The 26,547-nt window shown below is 69.4% G+C and carries 23 protein-coding genes; 8 read left to right on the plus strand and 15 right to left on the minus strand.

The window, feature by feature from the left end; genetic code table 11:
• Nucleotides 1-77 precede the first annotated feature (77 nt).
• Both AB0E63_RS10300 and AB0E63_RS10305 read left to right on the plus strand, forming a co-directional pair.
• The gene (locus AB0E63_RS10300; RefSeq protein ID WP_360363898.1) at nucleotides 78-620 is read left to right on the plus strand and encodes a TetR/AcrR family transcriptional regulator; all 543 of its coding nucleotides are present in this window, start codon (nucleotides 78-80) and stop codon (nucleotides 618-620) included.
• 32 nt (nucleotides 621-652) lie between these two features.
• The gene (locus AB0E63_RS10305; RefSeq protein WP_360363900.1) at nucleotides 653-1,621 is read left to right on the plus strand and encodes a pyridoxal-phosphate dependent enzyme; all 969 of its coding nucleotides are present in this window, start codon (nucleotides 653-655) and stop codon (nucleotides 1,619-1,621) included.
• 106 nt (nucleotides 1,622-1,727) lie between these two features.
• Here the strand turns inward: AB0E63_RS10305 and AB0E63_RS10310 are convergent, their stop codons facing one another.
• From AB0E63_RS10310 to AB0E63_RS10335, 6 genes are read right to left on the minus strand one after another with little or no spacing between them, the layout of a single operon-like run.
• Nucleotides 1,728-2,276, minus strand: coding sequence for a hypothetical protein (locus AB0E63_RS10310; protein WP_360363902.1), 549 nt, complete (start codon nucleotides 2,274-2,276; stop codon nucleotides 1,728-1,730).
• A complete protein-coding gene (locus AB0E63_RS10315) occupies nucleotides 2,273-3,574 on the minus strand; it encodes a DUF58 domain-containing protein (protein WP_360363904.1) in 1,302 nt (433 codons plus the stop codon). Before AB0E63_RS10315 ends, AB0E63_RS10310 begins: the two co-directional genes overlap by 4 nt.
• Nucleotides 3,574-4,554, minus strand: a complete 981-nt coding sequence (locus tag AB0E63_RS10320) for a MoxR family ATPase (protein WP_360363906.1) — start codon at nucleotides 4,552-4,554, stop codon at nucleotides 3,574-3,576. Before AB0E63_RS10320 ends, AB0E63_RS10315 begins: the two co-directional genes overlap by 1 nt.
• A 6-nt stretch (nucleotides 4,555-4,560) precedes the next feature.
• Entirely contained in the window at nucleotides 4,561-5,154 is a 594-nt protein-coding gene (locus AB0E63_RS10325) for a hypothetical protein (protein WP_360363908.1), read from the minus strand.
• Nucleotides 5,151-5,870, minus strand: a complete 720-nt coding sequence (locus AB0E63_RS10330) for a DUF4129 domain-containing protein (RefSeq protein WP_360363910.1) — start codon at nucleotides 5,868-5,870, stop codon at nucleotides 5,151-5,153. Before AB0E63_RS10330 ends, AB0E63_RS10325 begins: the two co-directional genes overlap by 4 nt.
• A gap of 17 nt (nucleotides 5,871-5,887) precedes the next feature.
• Nucleotides 5,888-7,102: a GNAT family N-acetyltransferase gene (locus AB0E63_RS10335; RefSeq protein ID WP_360363912.1), complete on the minus strand. Its 1,215-nt coding sequence runs from the start codon at nucleotides 7,100-7,102 to the stop codon at nucleotides 5,888-5,890.
• 184 nt (nucleotides 7,103-7,286) lie between these two features.
• Between AB0E63_RS10335 and AB0E63_RS10340 the strand changes: the two genes are divergently transcribed.
• Nucleotides 7,287-8,360 (plus strand): GTP-binding protein, encoded by a 1,074-nt coding sequence (locus AB0E63_RS10340; protein ID WP_360363914.1) that lies wholly within the window; start codon nucleotides 7,287-7,289, stop codon nucleotides 8,358-8,360.
• Here AB0E63_RS10340 and AB0E63_RS10345 read toward each other — a convergent pair.
• The 4 genes from AB0E63_RS10345 to AB0E63_RS10360 form a co-directional block, all read right to left on the minus strand.
• On the minus strand, nucleotides 8,357-9,064 hold the full coding sequence (locus tag AB0E63_RS10345) for a maleylpyruvate isomerase N-terminal domain-containing protein (RefSeq protein ID WP_360363915.1): 708 nt from the start codon (nucleotides 9,062-9,064) through the stop codon (nucleotides 8,357-8,359). The genes AB0E63_RS10340 and AB0E63_RS10345 overlap by 4 nt on opposite strands.
• A 59-nt stretch (nucleotides 9,065-9,123) precedes the next feature.
• Complete coding sequence (locus AB0E63_RS10350; protein ID WP_360363917.1) at nucleotides 9,124-9,894, minus strand: aldolase/citrate lyase family protein; 771 nt, start codon at nucleotides 9,892-9,894, stop codon at nucleotides 9,124-9,126.
• A 14-nt stretch (nucleotides 9,895-9,908) separates the two neighbouring features.
• A complete protein-coding gene (locus AB0E63_RS10355; RefSeq protein ID WP_360363919.1) occupies nucleotides 9,909-11,438 on the minus strand; it encodes an acyl-CoA carboxylase subunit beta in 1,530 nt (509 codons plus the stop codon).
• A gap of 126 nt (nucleotides 11,439-11,564) precedes the next feature.
• A complete protein-coding gene (locus tag AB0E63_RS10360; RefSeq protein ID WP_360363921.1) occupies nucleotides 11,565-12,728 on the minus strand; it encodes an acyl-CoA dehydrogenase family protein in 1,164 nt (387 codons plus the stop codon).
• 68 nt (nucleotides 12,729-12,796) lie between these two features.
• On the opposite strand from AB0E63_RS10360, the gene AB0E63_RS10365 reads away from it, so the two are divergent.
• Entirely contained in the window at nucleotides 12,797-13,177 is a 381-nt protein-coding gene (locus AB0E63_RS10365) for a MerR family DNA-binding transcriptional regulator (RefSeq protein WP_360363923.1), read from the plus strand.
• A gap of 89 nt (nucleotides 13,178-13,266) precedes the next feature.
• Nucleotides 13,267-16,143, plus strand: coding sequence for a cation-translocating P-type ATPase (locus AB0E63_RS10370; protein WP_360363925.1), 2,877 nt, complete (start codon nucleotides 13,267-13,269; stop codon nucleotides 16,141-16,143).
• Here the strand turns inward: AB0E63_RS10370 and AB0E63_RS10375 are convergent.
• Nucleotides 16,096-16,938, minus strand: a complete 843-nt coding sequence (locus AB0E63_RS10375) for an alpha/beta hydrolase (RefSeq protein WP_360363927.1) — start codon at nucleotides 16,936-16,938, stop codon at nucleotides 16,096-16,098. The two genes, AB0E63_RS10370 and AB0E63_RS10375, sit on opposite strands and share 48 nt — an antisense overlap.
• 122 nt (nucleotides 16,939-17,060) lie before the next feature.
• Here AB0E63_RS10375 and AB0E63_RS10380 point away from each other — a divergent pair, with 122 nt between their 5' ends.
• The 3 genes from AB0E63_RS10380 to AB0E63_RS10390 all read left to right on the plus strand — a co-directional run bounded on the left by AB0E63_RS10380 (nucleotide 17,061) and on the right by AB0E63_RS10390 (nucleotide 20,373).
• Nucleotides 17,061-17,993 carry a polyphosphate kinase 2 family protein gene (locus tag AB0E63_RS10380; RefSeq protein ID WP_360363929.1) on the plus strand — a complete coding sequence of 311 codons (933 nt, stop codon included), beginning with the start codon at nucleotides 17,061-17,063 and terminating at the stop codon, nucleotides 17,991-17,993.
• A 75-nt stretch (nucleotides 17,994-18,068) separates the two neighbouring features.
• Nucleotides 18,069-19,757: a SulP family inorganic anion transporter gene (locus AB0E63_RS10385; RefSeq protein ID WP_360363931.1), complete on the plus strand. Its 1,689-nt coding sequence runs from the start codon at nucleotides 18,069-18,071 to the stop codon at nucleotides 19,755-19,757.
• A gap of 64 nt (nucleotides 19,758-19,821) precedes the next feature.
• Nucleotides 19,822-20,373: a dihydrofolate reductase family protein gene (locus AB0E63_RS10390; RefSeq protein ID WP_360363933.1), complete on the plus strand. Its 552-nt coding sequence runs from the start codon at nucleotides 19,822-19,824 to the stop codon at nucleotides 20,371-20,373.
• Here AB0E63_RS10390 and AB0E63_RS10395 read toward each other — a convergent pair.
• The 4 genes from AB0E63_RS10395 to nirB form a co-directional block, all read right to left on the minus strand.
• Nucleotides 20,352-21,041 (minus strand): sirohydrochlorin chelatase, encoded by a 690-nt coding sequence (locus AB0E63_RS10395; RefSeq protein ID WP_360363935.1) that lies wholly within the window; start codon nucleotides 21,039-21,041, stop codon nucleotides 20,352-20,354. The genes AB0E63_RS10390 and AB0E63_RS10395 overlap by 22 nt on opposite strands.
• Nucleotides 21,038-22,162, minus strand: coding sequence for a uroporphyrinogen-III synthase (locus AB0E63_RS10400; protein ID WP_360363937.1), 1,125 nt, complete (start codon nucleotides 22,160-22,162; stop codon nucleotides 21,038-21,040). Before AB0E63_RS10400 ends, AB0E63_RS10395 begins: the two co-directional genes overlap by 4 nt.
• Nucleotides 22,155-22,481, minus strand: coding sequence for a nitrite reductase small subunit NirD (nirD, locus tag AB0E63_RS10405; RefSeq protein WP_360363939.1), 327 nt, complete (start codon nucleotides 22,479-22,481; stop codon nucleotides 22,155-22,157). Before nirD ends, AB0E63_RS10400 begins: the two co-directional genes overlap by 8 nt.
• A 91-nt stretch (nucleotides 22,482-22,572) precedes the next feature.
• The gene (gene nirB / locus AB0E63_RS10410; RefSeq protein ID WP_360363941.1) at nucleotides 22,573-26,469 is read right to left on the minus strand and encodes a nitrite reductase large subunit NirB; all 3,897 of its coding nucleotides are present in this window, start codon (nucleotides 26,467-26,469) and stop codon (nucleotides 22,573-22,575) included.
• Between the last annotated feature and the right edge of the window lie 78 nt (nucleotides 26,470-26,547).

The raw sequence follows: 26,547 nt of genomic DNA on the forward strand, positions 1-26,547 counted from the left end.
TAATTCACTGATAACAAGTTGATGACCAAAGTATGCATCCACTGATAACATGTCAAGGGACGCGAAGGAGAAGATCTATGACGAGGGTTCGGTTGACGGCGGCTGAGCGGGGCGAGGAGGTGCTGCGGGCGGCTGTGCAGGCGTTCGGAGCATCCGGGTACGAGGGCACCAAGACGGACGAGATCGCCCGGATGGCGGGTGTGTCCCAGCCCTACGTGATCCGCCTGTTCGGCACGAAGCAGCAGCTGTTCCTGGCCGCCGTACAGTCCGTCTGCGACCGGATCGAACAGATCTTCCGCGAGGCGGCCGAGGAGTCCCCCGAGCTGAGCAGTCTCGGCCACAACTACGAGCGCCTGCTGGAGGAGCCGGAGCTCCTGCTGGTCCTCCTGCACGGCTTCTCAGCCAGCGGCGACCCAGCCATCGGGGACTGCGTCCGCAACCGCTTCGGCGGCATCTACCACCTGATCCGAGACCTCACCGGCGCGTCCCCGCGAGAGGCCCGCGAGTTCCTCTCCACCGGCATGCTCCTCACCGTCATGTCAGCCATGCAAGTCCTAGGCCCCAACGCCATCACCCTCCCCTGGTCCGAAGAACTGACCTCCACCTTCGGCACCGACTAACCCGCGCGTACTCCCGGCTAGACTCCTGTCGCGTGCTGGAGACGCGGCTTGATCTTGCTCGGGTTCGGGCGGCTCGGCGGGTTATCGACCCGATCTTTCTGGACACTCCCCTGTACCCCTGTGAGGCGCTGGAGCCGGCCCTCGGGTGCGCGGTGAGCATCAAGCTCGAGACGGCGAATCCGGTCCGCAGCTTCAAGGGCCGCGGCACAGAGTTAGTCGCGGCGCAGCTCGCGGAGAACGGCTCGCGGGCCGTGGTGTGCGCCAGCGCGGGCAACCTCGGCCAAGCCCTCGCGTGGTCCGGTCGCGGACGCGGGCTCGACGTCACCGTCGTGGCATCCCGCTTCGCGACCGTCGCCAAGCTTGATCGCATCCGCGCGCTGGACGCCAAGCTGGAACTGGTCGACGGCGACCACGAGCTGGCCCGTGAGCGGGCGGCGGCCATCGCGCAGTACGACGGCATCCGGCTGCTCGAAGACAGCCTGGACATCGAAACCTGCGAGGGCGCCGCGACCATCGGCCTGGAACTCGTGGACACCGCGCCATCGTTCGACACCGTGCTCATCGCGCTCGGCGGCGGGGCGCTGGCCACCGGCGTGGGTCACGTACTGAAGGCCCTGGCACCCGAGATCGAGGTGATCTGCGTCCAGCCGCTCGGCGCACCGGCGATGACCCACTCCTGGCACCAACGACGCGTCGTCACCACCGACTCCACCAACACGATCGCCGACGGCGTCGCCGGCCGCTATCCCATCCCGGCCGTCCTGGACGACCTCCTCAAGGTCGCTGACGACGCCGTCCTGGTCCAGGAAGCGTCGATCATCGCCGGAATGCGGCTACTCCTCGACCGCGCCGGCCTGGTCGTCGAACCGTCAGCCGCGCTCGGCATCGCGGCGATCCTCGAAGACCGTGACCGCTTCGCCGGCCGACACGTGGTCACCATCGTGTGCGGCAGCAACGTCGACCTCAACGCCTACCACCATTGGGTCGGCGCGGCAGGCTGACGGGTTCCTCCGTCGCCGCATCTGAATCGACCTTGTGCATCCACCGACCATTGTCGGGCCAGTTCGGTGGTCGACCGGTGCACAAGGTGGCGGGAGTTCCTGGCTGCTAGTCGCGGGTGAGTTTTTGGCCGGCGGCGAACCAGATGGTAGCGGTGGCGAGGAGGAGGGCGCCGACGGTGACTAGGAGGGATCCCGGGATGTCGGCGCCTTGGACCAGGGCGGCGGCTATGGCGACTACTGGGACGAGGAGGGTGGCAATTGCCCCCGGCAACAGCCACCGGCGGACGGCGTCTCGGTGGATTCGGGCGTACGACGGGAGTTGGGCGGTGAACGCGGTGGCCAGGTGGACCAGGAGTAAGGCGATCGCGGTGATGGCCAGGCCCCAGGTCGGCTTGCCCGGGGCTCGCATCAGCCAGCCAAAGGTGACTATCAGGAGGAAGACCAACCCGGCCAGCGAATCCGGTAGGACCACCGTCGCGAGGAGCATCGGGACCCCGAGCAGTGGGATCAGGTCCATCTGGTCCCAGGACTGCAGCGCCGGGACCACGAGGGCGACGGTTCCCGCGACGGCGATCACCAGCCTTGCCAGTAGTACGGCTCGTCCGGATGCCCGCAGTTGGGCCAGCCACAGCGTGATCCTCTCGGCGGCTGTCATGAGCGCATCCTTGGGGCCGCGGATAGCCGGGACGCGTCTCGTAGGACCTCGTCCAGGGTGCCGGCGCCTCGCCAGCGCACGGTCGGTACGCCCAGGTCGCTGAGGCGGTCGAGGTCTCGGCGTCGTTCCAGCAGCCGCAGGCGCCAGGCGAGCGGCCAGGTCCGGGCGTCGTGCTCTTCGAGGTCGATGATCGACGCGATGTCCGGTGGCAAGGTGTCCACGGCGATCACCGTGCAACCCGAGTGCACGAGCGTCACGACGTACCCGAGCATTGCTTGCCGGAGCAGCGGGCTGAGCACCAGCACCAGGCTGTCGGACCTGATCCGGTTCCGCCGGGCCAGTTGTTCTTCGTCCTGCTGGCGGCCCCGGCGATCGGCGTGCACGAGGGTGTCGAGGATCCGGCGCAGATGGCCCCGGCCGCTGCCGGAGCGGACGCCGCGGACCAGGTTCCCGGTGTCGATCAGCCGGACGCGGTCGCCGTGCCGCAGGTAGTGCTCGGCGATCGACGCGGCCGCTCGTACGGCGGTGTCCAGGCTGCTCGAGCGCCCGTCGATGCCTTCGCTGATCCCGATCTCGCCGCCGGTGTCGAGCAGGATCACCACTTCGGTGTCGCGATCGGACCAGGTCGACGTGACGTGCAGCTCGCGGGTCCGCGCGGACACGGACCAGTTGATCCGCCGCAGCCGGTCCCCGGTACGGAACGGCCGTACGCCGGCCAGCTCGGTCCCCTCACCCGGTCGCCGCGAGCGGTGCAGCCCCACCAATCCGGCCGGCCGCGGTACGGCGTCGACCGCCTCGAAGCCCTCCCGCAACGGCAACGTGGTCACGGACAGCGGCTCCGCCGACGTCACCTGGACCCGATAAGCGCCGAGCGTCGAGGTCGCCGCAACCGTTGGTCGCTCCAACGCCCGCTGACCCCACCGCTTGGACCGCAACCCGACTTCGAGCGTGACGGCACCGTCCGACACCGGCTCCGCGATCGCCGCCTGCGGTGGGTCGTACTGGAACCATTGCGACCTCGGCAAGGCTGCCACGATCAGGTCGATGTCCGGGTCAATGGTCCCGGACACCCGCAGCCGGTACGTCGTCGCTTGTCCCTCGAACAACACGTCCGTGTCGAGCTCGGTATGCACGTCGGGCCGTTCACGCGGCCGGAAGTACCGTCCCCAGACCGCGACGAACGCCAGTGGCAGCCCGAACACCGCAGCATCCGGCCGCCGCGCGAGCACCGCGATGCCAAGCAGCACAGCGGCCGCGCAGACCGCCCGGATCTGCGCATGGGTCGGTTGCCATCTCATCAGCGGGAAGCGCTGACCACGGTCGGAGGTGTCGCGACCGTACCGAGCACTGTGCGGACCACGGTCGCGCCGGTGACCTCATGCAGCCACAGCTCCGGCCGCACGGTGATCCGGTGCGCCAGAGCAGGTACGGCGACCGCCTTCACATCCTCTGGTACGACGTAGTCCCGGCCTTGGATCACGGCGTACGCACGGGCCGTCAGGAGCAGCGCGAGCGAGCCACGAGGTGATGCGCCGACGAGGACCTGCGAGTCCCGACGGGTCGCGGCAGCGAGCTCCACGCAGTACTGGCCGACCGTGTTGTCGACGGTGACCGTTTCGACGGCCCGTTGGGCGGCACGCAGTCCGGCGGCATCGGTGACGGCGTCGACCGTCTGGTCCTCCTGGCGGCGGCTCATCCGGCGACGCAGTACCTCCCACTCCTCCTCGGCGCTCGGGTAGCCGAAGCCGATGCGCAACATGAAGCGGTCGAGCTGGGCCTCGGGCAGCGGGTAGGTGCCTTCGTACTCGACCGGGTTCGCGGTCGCGAGCACGTGGAACGGGTTGGGCAGCGGGAAGGTCTGGCCCTCGACGGTGACCTGGTGCTCCTGCATCGACTCGAGCAGCGCGGCCTGGGTCTTCGGCGGGGTCCGGTTGATCTCGTCGGCCAGCAGCAGGCCGGTGAAGATCGGCCCGGGCCGGAAGACGAACTCCGACTCCTTCTGGTCGTACACGAACGCGCCCGTCACATCCGACGGCAGCAGGTCGGGCGTGAACTGCACCCTGCGGAACTCCAGCCCGAGCGCCTGCGCGAACGACCGGGCCGCCAGCGTCTTCGCCAGGCCCGGGTAATCCTCCAGCAGCACGTGCCCGCCCGCGAGGATCCCGGCCAGCACCAGCTCCAACGCCTCGGACTTTCCGACCACTGCCTGGCTCACCCGCTCAAGCACCCGGCGGCTCAGCTCAGAGACCTCACCGAGCGTTAGGTCGTGATCAGTCACAGTTCCTCACAGGTTCTCGATGGTGTGGATCGCGTACTCGATCTCGTCGAGGGACGCGGTGCGTTTGTCGTCGCCGGTGATCAGACCCCAGAGCCGATCGCCGGTGAGCGCGCGGGCCCGGTCCGGCTCGCGCTCGGGATCGATGCCGTGGCGGTGCACCAGGCGATCGGTGGTCAGCTCCAGCAGCAGCGGGCGGATCCGGCGGATGAACGTCTGCGAGCCTTCGCCGGCCCGGCGTTCCCGGCTGGACTCCTGCAACCAGGTGGCGATGAACTGGGTCCGGTTGTCGTTGCTCCGGGCCCGCAGCACGGCCAGCTCGTCCTGCCGACCGGGCCAGTTGGTCTCCAGCACCTGCGGGCCGATCAGCCGGATCGCCAGCGACCCGAACCCGATCGCCAGCGCCGCGGTCACGAACCACAACGGCCGAGGCGCCATCCCGGCCGCCGCGAACGTAGCCACCAGCAGCAGGCTCGCCAGCACGGTGAGCCCGACATGCTGCAGAAGCACCTTGTTCGGCCGCAGCGACCGGACCTTCTTCCGCTCCTTCGGATCCGGCGGCGGTCCCTTCTCCTCCAACGGCGACCATCGGTACGACGTCATGACACGGCTCCTGCGGTGTCGGCAACAGCCAGCTCGTCGCGGAGACGAAGGAGCGCGGCCCGGGCCTCGGTGCGCGCCTCCTCGGTCGAGCCGTGCGTGGAGTAGCGGGCCTCGCGGTACAGCTCACCGAGCCGATCCAGTTGCGGCTCGGAGATACCCCCGACGCCCAGGACCCGAACGGTGAACTCGGCCGGCGTCTCCGACGCATCACGCGCCACGCCCGCGGACGCGGCCGCCTCCTCGAGCGCGACCCAGCACGCGATCACCGCGTCGGTCGCCGTACCGGAGTCGATCCGCGCCAAGCCGGTGTCGACGGCCTCAGCCAACCGATCGGCCTTGATCCGCTCCCACTCGGCGTCCGTCGTCTCTGCCTGCGGAAGCTCGACCTTGCGGATGATGCGGTAGATCAGCCGGCCCAGGAACAGCGCGATCACCGCGATCAGGAGGTAGACCAGCGCCTGCCACAAGGCCTTCAACCAGTCCGGCACCGGCCGGGGCTTCACGTTGCGCTGCGGCGGCGGCCCGACCGGTGTCGGCACGTTCACGGACTGGGTCGGCGTGAAGGTCGGCAGCGTGCGCGGGCTGGACCGCAACGTGCTCTCACTGACCGGCCGGACCGAACCACCGGCCGACGCGAGCACCACGAATCCGGCCGCCACGACCCCCACGAGCAGGACGGCGGCCAGCGCGAGCGCACCCCGACGCTGCGTCTGCATCTGGGAAGGCTAACCGATCAGAAGCCGGTATCGAGGAACGGTAGGCGAGATGTGGAAAACGCTTGCGAGGTCGCGGCCAGCGCACCGGCCGTGTGCTCCTCGACCAGTCCGGCCCGGCCGAGCCGCGCGAGCGACGGCTTGCCGAGGTAGACGGCCCCGAGTTCGCGGACGTCGACGGTCAGATCGGGCGTCCGCGTGCTGGGCTCACAGGTGGCGCCGTCCAGCCCACCGGTGAGGTGCCACGTCCCGGCGTTCCAGGGCAGGAAGTTGTCGGTGACCGCGAGGACGACGTCGAGATCCCGCCCGTACGTCCGGGCGGCGAGCGCGCGGCCGACGTCGACCGTACGCACCCACAGGCCGTCCCGGGTGATCGGCGACGGAGCTCGCTGGTCGAGCAGCAGATCGAGCAGCGGGTCGTCCGAGGCCAGCATCTCGCAGCGGGTCTCACTCAGCAGGTCTGGCTCCAGCAGGTAGCGCCACAGCGCAGCGTGCGACGCGACGTCCACGGCGTGCACCCGGTTGACCTCGACGAAACCCTTCTCGGCCCGCTTCGTCCGGTAGTACGCGAACCCGGTCACCTCGCCGTCGCGCTCGGCCAGCACACACCGCCGCTTCGACCCGCTGGCCGGATCGCCCGTCCCGTTGTCGGCGATCACGTACTCGTGCCAGCGCTCGTCATGCTGGAACATCCCCGGCCGCTCTGCCGCGAGCCGGTTGCGCAGTGCCGCGCAGGTCGCGAGGGTCTCCCGCACGTCGACGTACCGGATCCGTACGTCGTCGATGCCGGCCACCGGTCGCAGTCCGCGCGCGGCCTTGGGTACGACGATCTCCTGGACGTCCGACGCGAACCCATAGCCGAAGCGGCCGTAGATGACCGGCTCGCTCGCGGTCAGGGCGGCCAGCGGCTCGGTCCCGGTCTCGTGGATCTCGGTCAGTTGCTCGCGCATCAGGTCCCGCAGGATGCCACGCCGCCGATGCGTCGGCCGGACCCCGACCATGGTGACCCCGGCCACCGGCACCCGGGCGGCACCCGGCACAGCCATCCGCAGCGAGAACGCCCCGGTATGACCGACCAGCTGTCCGTCGTCGATCGCGACGATGCTCCGGTCCGCCTCCCAGACCTTGCGCTCCGTCTCGTACTGCGCGTCGGTCCACGGCGCCGCGAACGCCAGGTCCAGGAGCTCGACGAGCTCGTCCCACCCACCCTTGAACCGCCCGGTCTCGATCGCCATGCCCCCTGCCTACCAGACCCCCGGACCCTCGCCCACCGAATTCCCGTCCCGACGACAGCCGGTAGTACCCCCGGGACCGGGCGTGCGAAGGCTCTTGTTGCCTTGGGCATCCGTTGCCGACGAGGCTGAGCAAGAGATCAGCTCAGGTCTGGACTGATGAAAATCGTTTTCATATACTCGGGGCATGACCGCCCAAGTGAAGACGCCGTTGTCCCTGTTGGTGGGGCTCTCCACGACGCTGCGGGAGCCGGTGCTCGCTGCGATGACGGACGCGACCACAGTGGTCGTGGTGATCGATCAGGACGAGCTGCCCGAGCGCGACGTGCTGACCTGGCGAGTGCAGGATGCGTCCGGGCCGATCGACGCCGGCGAGTTCACGGTCGGGGACGACTGCGGTGCGTGCCAGCTGATCGCGTCGCTGGTGCCCCTACTCGAGACTCTGGTCGCGCGGGCGCACTGGGATCACGTCGTACTGGCCACTCCCCCGGCGATGGAGGCGCGGCCGCTCGTGACCACACTTGTCGCGGCGTTGCCCGAGCTCGTCGTCGACACGGTCACCTGCGTGGTCGACGCCGTACTGCTCGTCGCGCAACTGTCCGGCGACGAACTGCTGGCAGAGCGAGGGCTCGCGCTCGGCCTGCCGGACCGACGCAACGTCGCGGAGCTCACCGCACGACAGATCGAGTACGCCGATGTCTGCGTACTCGCGAACGCCCATCGCAACGCGGCGCCCGGGCGACTGCACAACCTCCTCGGGCACCTGAACCCGCGGACGACGGTTGTTGCCACCGACCCGGGAGGCGTGCCGATCGGCGCGGTCGCGCGTACCGGGTTGTTCGACTTCGACGCGGCCGAGGCGTGGGCCGGTGAGCTCGCGTCGTCGGACCGGGTCCAACCCAGCGGGGACGGCGTCACGACTGTGCTGTGGCGATCGACTCGGCCGCTGCATCCGGCCAGGCTGAACGACGCACTCGAGGACATCGTGAACGGCGTGGTCCGCAGCCGCGGTGTGGTCTGGCTGGCGAACCGTCCGACCCAACGGGTCCGCTGGGAGTCGGCCGGGTACAGCGCGTCGCTCGGCATGCTCGGCGAGTGGTCCGAGACCGAGCACCTCGCGGAGTGCACGGTCGTGGCGACCGGCATGGGCCTGGATCCGGCCCGCCTGCAGTCGGTCCTCGACGCGTGCCTGCTGACCGAGTCCGAGCTCGCCAGCCTGAATTGGCAGGACCTCGACGACCCGTTCGCCGGGGTGCTCTAGGCGAGAAGCGGCAAGCGGTCTGCGTGCGGGCCGAGCATGTCGAGATCGTCCTCGTCGAGCGGGATCCGGCCGGTCGCCTTGAGCACGTACGTCGTGGTGTCCCAGCCAATCTCGTCCCACGCCTCCGGGCCGAACAGGCCGTCCAGCGTCCGGGCCACCACCTGCAGCCCCTCCGGGTCCGGCTCGGGCGCGTCCGGGAAGCCGACGACCAAGTCGAGGTGGTGGACGGTTGCTTCGAGCACCAAGGTCGCGACGAAGTCCTTCGCCCGCAGCACATGTCCCTGTGTCTCGACCCGGCGGGTCTTGTCGGCCAGGCCGACCGCGGCCGCACGCACCGCCGCCTCGGACACCTCGCGCCAGTGCTGGACGAGTACGCCGGGCTTCCGGTACGCCGCCGCGACCCCGCGGACGAAACTCGTGTCCGGCTCAGGGTCACCCTTGGTCCGGGCCGGGAAGTCCTGCCAGTAGGTGACGAAATCGCGGTCCGGATCCGCGGTGGCCGGGCTGGCGAACGCGATCAGAGCGCGCTGAGCGTCGTACAGGAGATGGACCAGCAGCGGACCGACCGGCATACCGGCGCATCTGGTCTCGCGCTCGAAGTCCGCGTCGCTCAACCCCTGCACGGTCTCGGTCAGGCGCCCATACGTCCGCCCCAGCGTCGCCGCCAGTCCCAGCGGCAGCGCCGCTCGCTCGGGTGCCTTCATTCCCGGCCTCCTCGGTGTGGTCCTCTTCGAACCTAACCCGAGACGGTGCCGAGGTGTTCCTACGCGCGCGCGGTGTCGAGGTGTGCGGCGGCGATGGCCTCGAGGTGGCTGAGGTCGGAGGAGACGGTGGCGAAGGTGTAGCCCTGGTCCAGGCGGCGCTTGGCGGACTCGCCGTCGAAGGTGTGGATGCCGGCCGCGATCCCGGCTTCCTGGGCGGTCCGCGCGATCAGCTCGACCGCCTCCTCGAACGGGCCGTCGATCTCCGGGTCGCCGGGGAACCGAGCCCCCAGCGCCAGCCCGAGGTCCGACGGGCCGACATACACGCCGTCGAGGCCGGGCGTCGCACAGATTTCCGCCACGTTCTTCAGGCCGAGTGGGGTCTCGATCATCGCGAGTACGACGGTCGCCGCGTTGGCGTCGGCCGGGACCGGGCCGATCCGCAGGGACGCTCGGATCGGGCCGAACGAGCGCCCACCGAGCGGCGGGTACTTCGCCGCCTGGACCGCCCGCGCCACGTCGTCCGCGGTGTCGATCAACGGCACGATCACACCGGCCGCTCCGGAGTCCAGCGCGCGCCCGATCGGCGTCGGGTCGTTCGCCTCGACGCGGACCAGCCCGACCGACCTGACCTCGCCGAGCGCCGCGCCCGCGTCGATCGCCAGCAGCCCGTTCAGCAGGCCGGTGGATCCGATCAGCCCGTGCTGCCCGTCGAGCACCACGTAGTCGTAGCCGAGCCGCGCGATCCGCTCGGTCGCCGGTGGCGCATCCAGCGTCACCCAGTAGCCGACCAGCTTTTCGCGCGAACGGATCCGGTTGGCGAAGTCAGTCATACGGACGAGGCTAACTACACCGGCGGGACGCCGTGGCGGCGGTGCGAGAAAGTCCGGTCCTTGGACTGGGCGGCGGCCAGCCGGGCGATCAGGTCGTCGCGCAGGTTCTCCGGCTCGACGATGGCGTCGATGACCAGGTCGGCGGCCAGCCGGAGGATGTCGATATCGGTCTCGTACTCCTCGCGGAGCTTCGACACGTACTCGACCCGCTCACCCACGTCGGCGATCTCCTGGATCTTGTTGTAGTACACGGCGTTGATCGCCGCCTCCGGCCCCATAACGGCGATCTTCGCGGTCGGCAACGCGATACACGCGTCCGGCGCGAACCCGGGTCCGCACATCGCGTAGAGGCCGGCGCCGTACGCCTTCCGGACGATCACCGACACGGTCGGCACGGTCGCCTCCGACACCGCGGTGATCATCTTCGCGCCATGCCGGATGATCCCGGCCCGCTCCACCTCACTGCCGATCATGAAGCCCGGTACGTCGCACAGGTACACCAGCGGCACATTGAACGCGTCGCACAACCAGATGAACCGGGCCGCCTTGTCCGCGGAGTCGACGAACAGTACGCCGCCCTTCACGGCCGGCTGATTCGCGACGATCCCGACCACCTGGCCGGCCAGCAGGCCGAACCCGGTGACGAGCTCCGGCGCGTACGCCGGCTTGACCTCGAAGAACGTGTCCGCGTCGACGACCGCCTCGATCACGTCGTGGATGTCGAACCCGACGCTCTCCTCGGCCGGCACCAGGTCCCGGGTGAAATCGCGCGCCGGCGGCGAAGCGTCGTACGACGGCGGCCGCGACTGCCACGAACCTGGCAGGTAGGAGAAGTACTGCTTGGCGAGCTCGATCGCCTCGGTGTCGTCGGACGCGAGCAGGTCACCGCAGCCGGAGACGCTGGTGTGCATCCGGGCGCCGCCCATCTCCTCGAGCGTCACCTTCTCGCCGACCACCATCTCGGCCATCCGCGGTGAGCCGAGGTACATCGAGGCGTTGCCGTCGACCATGATCACGATGTCGCAGAACGCCGGGATGTACGCGCCACCGGCGGCGGACGGACCGAACAGGCAGCAGATCTGTGGCACCTTGCCGGACAGCGCGACCTGGTTGTGGAAGATCCGCCCGGCACCGCGCCGGCCGGGGAACAGGTCGACCTGGTCGGTGATCCGGGCGCCGGCGGAGTCGATCAGCCAGAAGATCGGCAGCTCGTCGCGGATCGCGACCTCGGTCATCCGGACGATCTTCTCCACCGTCCGGGCGCCCCACGACCCGGCCTTCACGGTCGGGTCGTTGGCGACCAGCAGGGCCGGGCGGCCGTCGACCAGCGCCCGGCCGGTGACCACGCCGTCGGCGGGCAGCCCGGGGTTGAGCGCGTTGGCCAGCTGGGCGTCCTCGACGAAGCTGCCCTCGTCGACGAGCAGGGCGATCCGGTCACGCACGTACAGCTTGTTCTGACTCGCGAGCTTGGCCGCGGCCTTCTCCGGCGGCCCCAGCGTCGCCTCGCGGGCGACCTTGACCTCGGTCCAGTGATCGTGGGTCATGGGGCCTCCCGGCCTGGACTGAGGAGCGCAGGGAGCGCAGCGACTGGAGCGACGAGGGAAGGCCGGGAGCCAAAGCCCCATGACCCGCCGCGCCGGAGGCGTGGCATCAATACAGTCATTCAGCCATCATTCCACTGGGAGGCCGAGGCCCCGCGCGATCAGCATCCGCTGGACCTCCGACGTACCCTCGCCGATCTCGAGGATCTTGGCGTCGCGGTAGAAGCGCGTCACCGGGTACTCCTCCATGAAGCCGTAGCCGCCGAAGACCTGGGTCGCGATCCGGGTCGCGGTCACCGCGGACTCGGTCGCGTACAGCTTCGCCACCGATGCGGCCTGCTTGAACTCGGCCATCGACGCCCCGGCGTCCTTCAGGGCCGCGGCCCGGTAGACGAGCAGCTCCGCCGCGTCGGCCATCACCTTCAGGTCCGCGATCTGGAACGCGACGCCCTGCTTGCGCCCGATCGGACCACCGAACGTCTGCCGCTCCCCGGCGTACTTGACCGACATCTCCAGGCAGGCCCGGATGCATCCGAGCGCGACAGCTGCGATCGCCACCCGCCCGTCGTCGAGCGTCGCGAGGAACTGCGCGAACCCCTTGCCGCGCGTGCCGAGCAGGTTCGCCTCCGGCACCCGGCAGCCGGTGAACGCCAGCGGATGCGTGTCAGACGCATGCCAGCCGAGCTTGTCGTACGCCGCCTCGGCCACGAAGCCCGGCGTACCACTCGGGACGATGATCGTGGAGATCTCCGGTTTGCCGTCGGCCTTCTCACCGGTCCGCGCGGTCACGGTCACGCACGAGGTGATCGTGGAGCCGGAGTTGGTGATGAACTGCTTCGCGCCGTCGATCACCCACTCGCCGCCGTCGAGCACCGCGCGCGTCTTGGTCGCACCCGCGTCCGACCCGGACTCCGGCTCGGTCAGCCCGAACCCGGCCAGCTTCTGGCCCGCCACCAGGTCGGGCAGCCAGGTGGCCTTCTGCTCGTCGGTGCCGAAGGTGAGGATCGGGTTGATCCCGAGCCCGACCGCCGCCTCGAGCGTGATGCCCATCGACTGGTCGACCCGGGAGATCTCCTCGATCGCCACGCACAGACTCGTGAAGTCACCGCCCGCACCGCCGTACTCCTCCGGTGCGGTCAGTCCGAACAGGCCGAGCCGGCCCATCTTCTGCACGACCTCCACCGGGAAGTAGTGCTTGCGGTCCCACTCGGCGGCGTATGGCGCGATCTCCGCCTCGGCGAAGTCGCGGACGCTGTGGCGGAACTCGCGGTGCTCCTCGGACAGCTCGAACATGACGCACTCCTCTGTGCTTGACGCTTACGTAAACGTAAAGCACGCTGGGGTGCGTGCACAATATCCCGGTGCCTACCTGGTCGATAGCCGAACTGGCAGCCGAGTACGACGTCACGCTGCGAACGATCCGGTTCTACGAGGACCGCGGCCTGCTCACGCCCGAGCGCCGCGGCACGGTCCGCGTGTACCACTCCCGCGACAAGGTCCGCCTCGGCCTGATCCTGCGCGGCAAGCGCCTCGGCTTCTCCCTCGACGAGATCGCCACCATCGTCGACATGTACGACGCCGAGCCGGGTGAGGCAGGCCAGCTCGAATACCTCCTCGCCCAGATCACCCACCGCCGCGCCGACCTCGAACAGCGCCGCCGCGACATCGACGAGACCTTGCAGGAACTGGCGGAGGTCGAGCGCCGCTGCCAGGCCGACCTCGAGTCGCTGAACACCCGGTAGATCCCCACGACGCGGAGCCGTAGGCGTACGGCGACGCTCGGTCTACCGTGAAAGCGGGGCCGCCGTACACGAGGCGGAGGGGAGAAACCGTGAGCGAGACCGGCATGACAGCGTCCGCATCAACCGGTACCGGATCGACCGGGAAAGCAGCAACCGGCACCGGATCGACCGGCACCGGGGGGCCGCCCTACTCGCTGGGGACGGACGAAGCGGTCGCCGCGGCCGGATCCGACGCGGTCGCCGGGCTGACCGGGACCGAAGCGGCGAGCCGGCTCGCGTCGTACGGCCCGAACGAGATCGCGGCGGAGAAGCCGCCCTCGATCTTGGCCGTCGCGCTGGCCCAGGTCCGCGACCCGATGAACCTGATGCTGATCGCCGTCGTGGTCGTGAGCCTGCTGATCGGGGAGCTCTCGACCGGGATCCTGGTCGCCCTGCTCATCCTGCTGAACATCGGACTCGGCACCCGCCAGGAGCTGACGGCGCGGGCGAGCGTCGATGCCCTGGCCAAGATGCAGATCCCGCAGGCCCGGGTGATCCGCGACGGCGAGGTGACGATGATCGCGGCGACCGAGGTGGTTCCGGGCGACCTGGTCGAGGTCGAGGCGGGCGACATCGTGCCCGCCGACGGGCGCATCATCCGGTCCGCGACGCTGGAGGCGCAGGAGGCCGCGCTCACCGGGGAGAGCGCGCCGATCGCCAAGGACTCCGGCACGCTGATCGAGGCAGATGTCGCGCTGGGCGACCAGACCGACATGCTGTTCCAGAACACCTCGGTGACCCGGGGCACCGGCACGATCCTGGTCACCGCGACCGGGATGCAGACGCAGATGGGCCAGATCGCGACGATGCTCACCTCGGTGAAGCGGACGCGGTCGCCGTTGCAGCGGGAGCTGGACTCGCTGACGAAGATCCTCGGGACCATCGCCTGGGGCGCGGTCGCGATCATCGTGGTCGCCGGCCTGATCCGCGGGGTGCCGGGCAAGGACGTGCTGCTGCTCGGCACCGCGATGGCGATCTCGGCGATCCCCACCGGCATGCCGGCGTTCGTCTCCGGCCTGCTCTCGCTCGGCGCGAAGCAGCTGGCCGCGGCGAAGGCGGTGGTGAAGAACCTCACCGATGTCGAGACCCTCGGCGCCACCAGCGCGATCAACACCGACAAGACCGGGACCCTGACGCTCAACCAGATGATGGTCTCGACGTTGTACGCGAGCGGATTGTGGTTCACCGTCGACGGTGAGGGTTACCGCAAGAGCGGCGCGATCCGCTCGGTGGCCGGCAAGCCCGTGCCGGACTTCACCCGCCTCGCCCTCGGCCTGGCCCTCGACAGCGACGCGGTGGTCGGTGACGACGGATCGGTGATCGGCGACCCGACCGAGGCGGCGCTGGTGGTGCTGGCCGCGAAGCTCGGCATCGACGCGGAGGAGACCCGGCAGGCCTACCCGCGGCTGGCCGAGGTTCCGTTCGACTCCGAGTACAAGTTCATGGCGACGTTCCACCGGGTGACCGTCGACGATGTCGAGCACGTCATCGAACTGGTCAAGGGCGCACCCGACGTGGTCGTCGCGCGTTGCACCCAGGCCGGCGGTCCGCTCAGCGGCTCGCAGCTGCCGATCGCCGAGTCGCGGGCCGGTATCGACGACGCCAACCTGCGGATGGGACAGAAGGGCCTGCGGGTCCTCGCGTTCGCCGCCCGCCTGATCGCCGACGACGAACTGCCCACGATGACCGCCGACCCGATGGCGTTGACCCAGGGGCTGTCGTTCGTGGGGATGGCGGGAATCATCGACCCACTGCGCGCGGAGGCCAAGGACGCGGTCCGGACGGCGCTCACGGCCGGCATCGACGTACGCATGATCACCGGTGACCACGCGATCACCGCGCAGGCGATCGGCGGCGAGCTGGGCCTTGGTCCGGGGGCAGTCAGCGGGGCGGAGTTGAAGGCGCTCACCGACGAAGAGCTGAAGGAGCGGTTGCCCCAGCTGCACGTGTTCGGCCGCGTCACGCCCCAGGACAAGCTGAGGCTCGCCCGCACCATGCAGGAGCTGGGCCTGATCGTCGCGATGACCGGTGACGCCGTCAACGATGCGGCTGCCCTCAAACAGGCCGACATCGGAGTGGCGATGGGCAGCGGGAGCGAGGTGACCAAGCAGGCCGCGCGGATGGTGCTCACCGACGACAACTTCGGCACGCTCGTACACGCCGTCGAGATCGGCCGGCGCGTCTACGACAAGGTCGTGTCGTACGTCCGGTACCAGATGACGCAACTGCTGTCGCTGGTCCTGCTCTACCTCGCCGCGACGGTGTTCAACATCAACGAGGGTGTGGCGATGACGCCCTCCATGGTGCTGTACCTGCTGTTCGTCGCCACCGTGGCCGGCGTCGTCATCATCGCCGTCGATCCCGGTGACCCCGACGTGATGCACCGGCCACCGCGTGACCCCGGCGTACCGATCACGAACCGGGGCGCCGTGATCATGTGGCTCGTCTACGCTTTCGCGCTGTTCCTGGCCGCGCTGGGGCCCCTGATCCTGGGGCCGGACGAGCCGAGTCCCACCCAGGCCAGCGTGTCGATGACCATGACGTTCGTGGTGATGGGTCTGGGGACCGTCTTCAACGCAGTGGTCAACCGGCGTGACCCGACCAGCGGCCTCACCCCACCGATCGTGAAGGCCGTGGCGATCGGGCTGATCTCCTTCGTCCTGCTCTTCCTCGGCACGCAGCTCCCGACACTCCAGGGCGGGCTGCTCACCACCCAACTGAGTCCGCGCCAGTGGTTCACCTGCGCCGGCCTGGCCGCGATCCTCCCGATCGTCGTCGAGGTAGGCAAGCTGATCAGACGCCGCCGCCACCCCCGACCACCAACCCTGACCCCCGAGTACGCCGTCGCCCCGGCACGCGCTCGACGGCCGGCGACCACGTCAGACGGTGTCTCCGGGGAGGTGGACCACACGGACCCCGGCAGGTAGTTGAGCGCCGCCGGCAAGCAGCGCCCCGTCCAGCCAGGCCTCGACCACCTTCGCCAACTCCTCCGGGTGGCTGAAGTTCACCGCGTGCGCCGCCCGTTCGACGAGCGCGACCGACAGGTGCCCGGAAGCGAGCCGGACCACCTCGTCGACCCGCGACGGAGACGGCATGAGCGGGTCCCGGCCACCCAGGACGGCCAACGTCGGGACGGGCGTGTGCAGCAATCGCTCCAGGGACGGGAAGAGGGTCAGCTGGTGGAACAGGCGCAGGCCGTTGACCGGCCCGAACCGCAGGTAGTCCGGCAGCGCGACGGGAACCATCCTCGGGCTCTCACGACTCACGTCCAGCGCCAGTTGGCCGAGCCCGCGGCGCAGCGGCTGGTTCTGCAGACCTCCAGCCGGCGAGACCAGGACCAGGCTGTGGACCCGCTCAGGCGCCTCGTGCGCCACCTCGAGTCCGATCGGACAGCCCATCGAGTTCCCGAGCAGCACGGCCTGGTCGATATCGAGGGCATCCAGGATCGCCAGCAGGGCGCCGGCCAGCGCGCGAATGTCCAGGACGTGGTCGCGCCGTTCGCTGCGGCCGTAGCCCGGCAGGTCCGGGACGACGTTGAGCCGGCGGCCGGCAAGGACACGTGCCGTAGGCATCATGTACGCGCCGGAGATGGCGAAGCCGTGGATGTGGACGAGGGGGATCCCGCCGCCACTCACACTGCGCTGGACGTGGACTGACCTGCCCTCGACGCGTACGTACTCCGTAACCCACCCGCCGTCGGCCACCATGGCGAATTCTCCCACGCGCGGGACGGGGCCGTCGCTGATCCGGCTTCATCCGGGCAGGGTGATGCAGGACGGGTGCCCGGGGTAGTCGAATGATCGCTTGGAGGGTGGAGCCGGATCGGGCCGGTAGGGGGTTGTGGATGACATCTCGCGAGCAGCGGATCGCCGACTTCATCGAGGCGTTCCGGGTCGAGCCAGGTTCGAAGGTCAAGCTGGGCAGGGACTTCGATCCGGCCTTCCGGGGGACGATCAAGTCCAAGAAGGAGGGCCGTCGACTGCTGGCCGGGGGCATCGAACTGCTGGCCGAGTACCAGAGCCGGCTGTACGCACAGCACACCCACGGCGTTCTCGTGGTTCTCCAGGCGCTCGACGCCGGTGGAAAGGACGGCACCATCCGCCATGTCATGACCGGGGTCAATCCCCAGGGCGTCGCCGTGCACGGCTTCAAGGTTCCCTCCAGCGCGGAGCTGGATCACGACTATCTGTGGCGCTACGGGCTGCAACTGCCCCGTCGCGGCGAGATCGGCATCTTCAATCGCTCACACTACGAGGAGGTGCTCGTCGTCCGCGTGCACCCGGAGCTCCTCGAACGTCAGAACCTGCCCGGGAACGCCCGCGGGCACGGGCTCTGGAAGCGCCGTTTCCACGAGATCAACGAGTGGGAGCGAACCCTCAGCCGCAACGGGTTCAAGATCGTCAAGCTCTTCCTGAACCTGTCCAAGGAGGAGCAGCGGACCCGCTTCCTGCGGCGGATCGATCTGCCCGACCACAACTGGAAGTTCTCCTCGGCCGACGTCCGCGAGCGTGAGTACTGGGACGACTACCAGCGGGCGTTCTCGAAGATGCTGTCCAACACGAGCACCGAGTGGGCGCCGTGGTACGTGATTCCGGCCGACCGCAAGTGGTACGCACGGATCGCTTCGGGCGCCGTGATCGCCCACGCGCTCATGGAGCTCGATCCGCGCTTCCCCACAATCGACAGCGACGCACGGCAAGCGCTCCTGGAGATCAAGAAGACCCTCGAGGCACAGTCGCCGAAAGGGGCGGCGGCCGATCCGTTCCTCGCAGGGTAGGCCACGATCCCGATGGCTGCGCCCGCCGACCGTCCTGACGTCAAACCGCCTTGGTGGCGGGAGTATGTGCCTGGCGTGGAGCTGGCCAGGACGTACCAGCGAGCTTGGTTGCCCAAGGACATCGTCGCCGGCCTCGTCCTGTCGGCGCTGCTGGTGCCGCAAGGGATGGCGTACGCCCAACTGGCCGGCCTGCCGCCGGTGACCGGCCTCTACACCTCGATCCTGTGCCTGCTCGGTTATGCGGTCTTCGGGCCGTCCAAGGTCCTGGTGCTCGGCCCCGACTCCTCGCTCGGCCCGATGATCGCGGCAACGATCGCCCCACTCCTGCTCGCCAATGGTGACCCCGCCCGAGCCATCGCACTCGCGTCGATGCTGGCGCTGATGGTCGGCGTGGTGATGACGGTCGCCGGGCTGGCCCGGTTCGGGTTCGTGGCCGACCTGCTGTCGAAGCCGACCCAGATCGGCTACATGAACGGGCTCGCGCTGACCATCGTGATCGGCCAACTGGCCAAGCTGTTCGGGTTCTCGGTCGATGCCGAGGGGCTGGTGGAGGAGGTGCGGGAGGTGGCGTCGGGGCTCGCGAACGGGCAGGCCAACCTGACCGCTGCGATCCTCGGCGTGGGTTCATTGGCCGGCATCCTGCTGCTGAACAGGTTCATGCCCAAGCTGCCGAGCGTCCTCATCATCGTGGTGCTGACCTCCGTTCTGGTCGGCGCGTTCGACCTGACGTCCCACGACGTCGACACGGTCGGCGTGCTCCCGGAAGGCTTCCCGCCGTTCACGATCCCGGATGTCACCTGGGGCGACCTGCCACCACTGGTCGTCGGGGCGTTCGCCATCGCCGTCGTCGCGCTCGCCGACACGATGTCCACGGCGTCGGCGTTCGCCGCTCGCAGAGGCGACCGGGTGCGCGGGAACCAGGAGATGGTCGGTATCGGTGCGGCCAACATCGCGGCCGGGTTCTTCCAGGGTTTTCCGGTCAGCACCAGCGGGTCCCGTACCGCCGTCGCCGAGCAGGCCGGCTCCAAATCCCAGGTGACCGGTGTCGTCGGCGCTGTGACGATCACGGTGGTGCTGGTCTTCGCCACCGGCCTGATGCAGTACGTGCCGCAGCCGACCCTGGGCGCGATCGTCATCGCCGCCGCGCTGTCGCTGGCCGACATCGCCGGGACGCGCAGGCTGTGGCGGCAACGGCGGACGGAGTTCTGGCTGTCCATCATCGCGCTGCTCGGCGTGGCCCTCCTCGGTGTACTGCCCGGCATTCTCATCGCCGTGGGCCTGTCCATTCTCAACGTCTTCCGCCGCGCCTGGTGGCCGCACCAGGCCGAGCTCGGCCGGGTGGAGGGGATCGACGGCCTGCACGACACCGAGAGCTACCCCGACGCCGATCTGCTGCCCGGTCTGGTCGTCTACCGCTTCGACGCACCGCTGATCTTCGCGAACGCGCGGATGTTCGGTGAGAAGGTGCGGGAGCTCGCCGAGGACGACCCGGACCTGCGATGGATCATCGTCGCCGCCGAGCCCATCACCGACGTCGACACCACCGCCTCCGACATGCTGCACGAGCTGGACGCCTGGCTCAACGAGCGTGGGGTTTCGCTGGTCTTCGCGGAGATGAAGGATCCGGTGCGCGAGAAGATCGAGCGGTACGAACTGACCCGCACGATCGATCCGCAGCACTTCCTCCCGACGCTGGACGAGGCCGTCGAGGAGTACGTGCGGCAGACGGGCGCAACCTGGCGTAGGCCGGAAACCAAGGCGTGACTGTCGATCCGTGGTCGGGGCATTCGTGTACGGGGTGAGAGAACGCCTACGCGAGGAGATAGTCATGATCACGGTGGTGTGCAACCTGACGCTGGACGGTGTGATGCAGGCGCCGGGGCGGGTGGATGAGGATGTGCGCGACGGCTTCGAGTACGGCGGCTGGGCGACGCCGTACAGCCAGGACGCGATGGGGCGCGTGCTGGGTCAGCGGGCCGGCAGGTACGGCGGGATGCTGCTCGGGCGGCGTACGTACGACGACTTCGCGGACTTCTGGCCGAAGCAGCCGGACAACCCGTACACCGAGGCGCTCAACCGCCAGCAGAAGTACGTCGTCTCGTCGACGCTGACGGACCCCGAATGGGTCAACAGCCACGTGATCGGCGTGGACGACATCGCGAAGCTGAAGGCCGAGCAGGACCTCATCGTCCTCGGCAGCGGTGAGTTGATCCGATCGATTCCGGACCTGATCGACGAGTACATCCTGCTGATCCACCCGCTTGTCCTCGGCACCGGCCGCCGCCTGTTCGGCGACCTGCACCAACCACTCACCCTCGAGCACTTCGAGCCCACCACGACCGGCGTGGTGATCAACACCTACCGGCCGGCTGCGGCGTAGATCGGCGCCAGCGCTTCGTCGTACCTCTGAACGGCCAGCGCGGCCAGCCGGGGATCGGCACCGAGCGGCCGGCTCACCGGGCGACCGACCGACAGGCGACGGACGCGGTCGGCGAAGAAGCCAGGGGCCAGCAGGTACGTCGCCACGGCCACCCGGCCCGGCGTTCGGGACAGGACGGAGGCGAGGCGTTCACCCGCGCCGGAGACGTGGCCGACCGACACCGGGCGGTCGATCCGCGCGGAGAGCAGCTCGGCTGTCCCGGCGCAGTCGGCGAGAGCTCGGGGGTCCGAGGAACCCGCCGCGGCCAGGACCACGTGGTCGACGCGGCTCAGGCTCCCGAGGCGGTCGGCGAGAATCTCGGCCAGCACCGGGTCCGGGCCGAGCGCGTCGGCGGCGTGGACCCGGCCGGGGTACCGATCCGCCTCCGCAGCCACATCGACATACACGTGGTAGCCGCCGGACAGCAGCAGCGGCACCACCACAGCTTGGTTGCTGTCAGCAACGACACGACGCACGAGCCCGGGGAGCGCGGGGACATCGACGTCGACGAAGCCGAGGGAGACCGGTACGTCGGGACGCTGTCGGGCCATCATCCGGACCAGCTCGTGCACCGTCCGGATCCCGCGCGGGTCCGCCGTACCGTGAGCCGCCGCGATCAGATCGGTCACGTTGGCACTCCGGCTGGTTCGACTGCGAGGCGGTAGCCGCGGCGGACGACTGTCCGCACGAGCTCGGGACGGCCCACCGCCGTACGCAGTCTGTTGACCGTTACCTCCACCGCGTGGACGTCCTCGGCTCCGGGGAGTACGGCGAGCAACGCGGGTCGCGAGACCACATCACCGCCGGCCGCGACAAGGGCGGCCAGTACGGCGCGGGGACCCGGGCCGAGCGGTAGGACCACACCGTCCAGCACCGCAGCACCACCGCGGATCACCAACTGCCCGAATTCCGTCTCGATCGACCGGGCGTTGTCATCCGTCAGCCGGTCGGTCACGATCCGGATCAGGGCACCCAATCGGTAGCGATCCGGCACGAGCGGCTCCAAGCCCAACGCCACAAAGGGTCCAGCGGTGACCGGGCCGACACAGGCGTTTAGCACCCGACCTGTCCGCAGTGCCGACACGAGAGCGTCGTACTGCCCGGTCAGCGCCGCAGCGTCCAGCATGGCCTGCGCACCGGGTGCAGAGGTGTGCACCACCGCGTCCACGATCCCTGTGCAGACCTGACCGATCATCCGCTCGACCATCGCCGGGTCAGGCGCCGGGCCCCAGCGGTACACCTCCAGCCCGCGCACCGACGCCCCAGCCGACCGCAGTGCGTCCTGCAGCGCCGGGTCCGACAATCCATGCAGCTGTACGACGATCTTCCGCCCGTGCACCCCTTGGTCACGGAGCCACTCCACCACCTCGGCGGTCGTCTCCGACCGAGCCGACCAGTGCTCGACCAGTCCAGCAGCCCGGATCGCACCCCGAGCCTTCGGACCGCGGGCGAGGATGCGCGACTGCTCCAGCGTGCCGAGGAGATCCGCGGCCAGGCCGGCGGTGTCGGCCGCCTCGATCCAGCCGCGGAAACCGACGGCGGTGGTGACGACGACATCGTCCGGCGGGTTCGCGATCACCCGCCGGGTCGCCTCGAGTAGCGCATGGTCGTCGGCGACCGGCACGATCTGCAGCGTCGGCGCGTGCATCACCTTCGCGCCGCGCCGCTCGAACGAGGCGATCAGGTCCTCGGCGCGGCGGTGCGCGCTGATCGCGATCGTGCAGCCACTGAGTGGCCCGGTCCTAGTCACCGAGGTTCACCACTACCTGTCCGTCGACCACTTCGACCAGATACACCGGAAGTGACGCCGACGGATCGTCCAGGCACTGGCCGGTGCGAAGGTCGAAGACCTGCTTGAACATCGGCGACGCCACCGTCGGTACGTCGCCCCGGCTGCCGACGATGCCGCGGGACATCACATTCGCGCCGCTGAACGGATCTTGGTTGCCGATGGCAAACACCTCGCCGTCGTGCGTGCGGAACAAGGCGATCTGCACGTCCCCGATCAGGGCCGCGACACCACGCTCCGGCAACAGTACGTCGTACCGGCAGACCACCGTTTGACTCATGGCCGTCACACTCATCCGCGTCCTCGCTTCGCTCCGGGCGCGGATGAGGCACCGGGCACGCTGTGCTTGATTGTGAACTCGCTTCGCTCCTTCACTGGCGTACCTCCAATCGGGGGCCGGCGAGCAGCACCGGCTCCAGCTGTCCGCGTTCGGCCGGGGTGGCCGGCCGCGGCTGGTTGCGCTCGACCACGTACCGCAGGTCGGCGTCGGGCTGGTCCGGTGCGTTCACGAACGAGACGAACCGGGCCAGCTTGTCGGGGTCGTTCAGGGTCGCCTGCCACTCGTCCACGTAGGAGTCGACGTGCTTGGCCATCGCGGCGTCCAGGTCGGCGGCGATGCCGAGGCTGTCGTTCAGTACGACGTCCCGCACGTGATCCAGGCCGCCGTCGAGCTCACGCATCCACACGGCGGTCCGCTGCAGCCGGTCGCCGGTGCGGATGTAGTACATCAGGAACCGGTCGATCGCCTGGAACAGCTCCTCGTCGGTCAGATCGGACGCGAGCAGCTCGGCATGCCGGGGCGTCATGCCGCCGTTGCCGCCGACGTACAGGTTCCAGCCCTTCTCGGTCGCGATCACGCCGACGTCCTTGCCGCGGGCCTCGGCGCACTCCCGGGCGCAGCCGGACACCCCGAGCTTGAGCTTGTGCGGCGACCGCAGCCCGCGGTACCGCAGCTCCAGCGCGATCGCCATGCCCACCGAGTCCTGTACGCCGTACCGGCACCAAGTGGACCCGACACACGACTTCACCGTCCGCAACGCCTTGCCGTAGGCGTGCCCGGACTCGAAGCCGGCGTCGACCAACCGCTGCCAGATCGCCGGCAGCTGCTCGATCCGGGCGCCGAACAGGTCGACCCGCTGGCCGCCGGTGATCTTGGTGTAGAGGCCGAAGTCGCGGGCCACCTCGCCGATCGTGATCAGGCCTTCCGGGGTGATCTCGCCACCCGGGATCCGCGGGACGACGGAGTACGTGCCGTCCTTCTGCATGTTGGCCATCACGTGGTCGTTGGTGTCCTGCAGCGTCGCCCGTTCGCCGTCGAGCACGTGCCCGCTGGGGTCCAGGCTGGCCAGGATCGAGCCCACCACCGGCTTGCAGATGTCGCAGCCGCGGCCGGTCCCGTGCCGCTCGACGATCTCGCTGAACGTGCGCAGCTCGGTGATCCGGACGACGTCGAACAGCTCGGCCCGGCTCAACGCGAAGTGCTCACACAGGGCCTTGCTGACCTCGACGCCGGCCTTGGTGAGCTCGGTGTTGAGCAGGTTCTTCACGATCGGCAGGCAGGAACCACAGCTCGTCCCGGCCTTGGTCTTGCCACACACCGACTTGATGTCGCTGCAGCCTTCGTCCCGTACGGCGCACCGGATCGTGCCCGCGGACACGTTGTTGCACGAACACACCGGCGCGTCGTCGGGCAGCTCGAGCTGCACCGGTCCCGCACCCTCTGGCAGCAGGAACGCGGCTGGATCCGCGCCGAGCTCACGGCCGACCATCGGGCGCAGACCGGAGTACGCCGACGCGTCGCCGACCAGGATGCCGCCGAGCAGCGTACGAGCGTCATCGGACAGCACGAGCTTCTTGTAGACACCGGCCACGGGGTCGGCGTACACGATGTCGAGCGCGCCCTCGGTCGCGCCGAACGCGTCACCGAAGCTGGCCACGTCGACGCCGAGCAGCTTCAGCTTGGTGGAGGTGTCCGCACCCGGGAACGTCGCCTCGCCACCGAGCAGCCGGTCGGCGACGATCTCGGCCATGGTGTAGCCGGGGGCAACCAATCCCCACACACGGCCTTCGATACAAGCGACTTCGCCGATCGCCCAGACACCGGGCACCGACGTACGGCAGGCCTCGTCGACGACCACGCCGCCGCGCTCACCGATCTCCAGGCCGGCGGCCCGACCGAGCTCGTCCCGCGGGCGTACGCCGGTCGCGAAGACGACCACGTCAGCCGGGAGATCAGGGCCTTCGGCAACGGCCATCGCGCGGGCCGCACCTTGCGAGGTGAGCTTGACCCGGGTTGTCGCCGTCGAGGTCATCACGTCCACGTCGAGGTCCCGGATCAGCCGGGCGAGCGCGCTGCCGCCGCCCTCGTCGACCTGCAGCGGCATCAGCCGGGGCGCGAACTCGACCACCTTGGTTGCCGCACCCAAGGCCCGGAGTGCACCGGCTGCCTCGAGGCCGAGCAGACCGCCGCCGACGACGACGCCGTGGACGTCCTTGCCTTCGCTCTTGAGCCGTTCGACGTACACCCGCAGCGCGGCCACGTCGTCGATGGTGCGGTAGACGAAGCAGCCTTGGGCGTCGCTGTTCTTCACCGGCGGGACGAAGGCCGACGAGCCGGTCGCCAGGACCAGTTCGTCGTACCCGATCTCCTCGCCGCGCGCGGTCTTCACGGTCTTGCCGGCGGTGTCGATCTCGGTGACCTGCACGCCCTTGCGCAGGGTCACGGCGGGGTCGTCCCAGAGCTCCGGGTCGCCGAGCGAGAGGTCGTGCGGGTCGCGGCCGGAGAAGTAGCTGGTCAGCGCGACTCGGTCGTACGGGAGCCGCGGCTCCTCGGCCAGCACGGTGACGCGGTAGTTGACACCGGTGTCGCGGGAGCGCAGTGCCTCCACGAGCCGGTGCGCGACCATGCCGCCGCCCACCACCACAACCTGCCGGGCCTTGTTCAGCTCTGCCATCGTCGCCCTCCTGCTCGGGACTGGTTCGGTCTCGCCGCGACGGAAGCGGTCGAGCAGTTCGCCGACGGCGCCGGTGCAACTGCCGCACCCGGTCGTCGCCCGCGTCGTGGCGGCGATGCCGGCGACACTGTCGGCACCCCCACGCCAGGCCGCCTCGATCGCGGCCCGGGTGACGCCGTTGCACCTGCAGACGGTCGCCACCTTCTTCTTCGGTACGACGGGTTCCGCCAGCAACCCGTCCGCCACCACCGGCGTCCCACGGTCCGCCAGCAAAACCAGTTCCGCGGCTACGTCCGGCGCCCCCACCGCGACCGCCGACCGCACCACGCCGTCCCGCAGAACGGCCCGCACATACCGGCCGCCGTCCTCCAGCCGGACAACTTCCCCGCCCTCGTCCTTGCCACCCAGCACAAGCACGTCGAGCCCGCCGGCCGTCAGCCGAACCACGTCAAGGTCAGGCACCTCAGCCGGCGCACCCGACAACTGCTGGGCCAGTGCCTCGGCCTGAGACCAGGCAGAAGCAACAGTGCCTGTAATCCGGCCGTCCACCTCGGCGCAGTCGCCGATCGCGTGCACTCGCGGGTCATCCGGGCTCGTCAGCGTGCGGTCGACAACAATCCCGGTCCGGACGGTCAGCCCGGTCGCCAACTCGGTCCGGGGCTTCACCCCACACGCGACCACCAGCAACTCACCGAACACCTGCCGCCCACTCTGCAGCCGCAGCGCCCGAAAGCTCCCGTCCTTCAGCTCGGTCCCGTCCAGGTGCGTGTTGAGCAGCACCTCGATACCCAACTCCCGCACGGCCCGCGTGACCCGCCGCCCGGCGGAGAGCCGAACCGTCTTGTCCAGCAGGCTTTCCCCGTCATGAACCAACGTGACCGCGACACCCCGCTCTCGCAGCGCACACGCGGTTTCCACACCAAGCACGCCACCACCAAGAACCACGGCCCGCCGCACGTGCGAGAGACCAACGACCGCCTCCGCGTCGGCTGTGGATCGCAACGTGTGAATCCCGGCCGCCTCGACCACCCCGGCCGGCACCACCGGCACCGCCCCAGTGGCGAACACCAGCCGGTCGTACTCCCATTCGCGACCACCGGCATCGGTCACCACCCGGCGATCCCGGTCGACGGCAACCGCGGTAGCCACCGCCTCGTCCCCGACCACGGGGGCTGCCGCACGGCCGGCGACGTACTCGGTCAGCCGACTGCGGTTGTACGACGGCTCGTCACCGAGCACAACCGCGTTCGGCAGCAGCTGAGCGAGCCGCCGGCCCGCCATCCCACCACCGATGATCACCACACGTTCGGTCATGGGGCCTCCCGGCCTGGACTGAGGAGCGCAGGGAGCGCAGCGACCGGAGCGACGAGGGAAGGCCGGGAGCCAGGGCCC

The sequence above is a fragment of the Kribbella sp. NPDC026596 genome, assembly GCF_040638415.1.
GTDB lineage: Bacteria > Actinomycetota > Actinomycetes > Propionibacteriales > Kribbellaceae > Kribbella.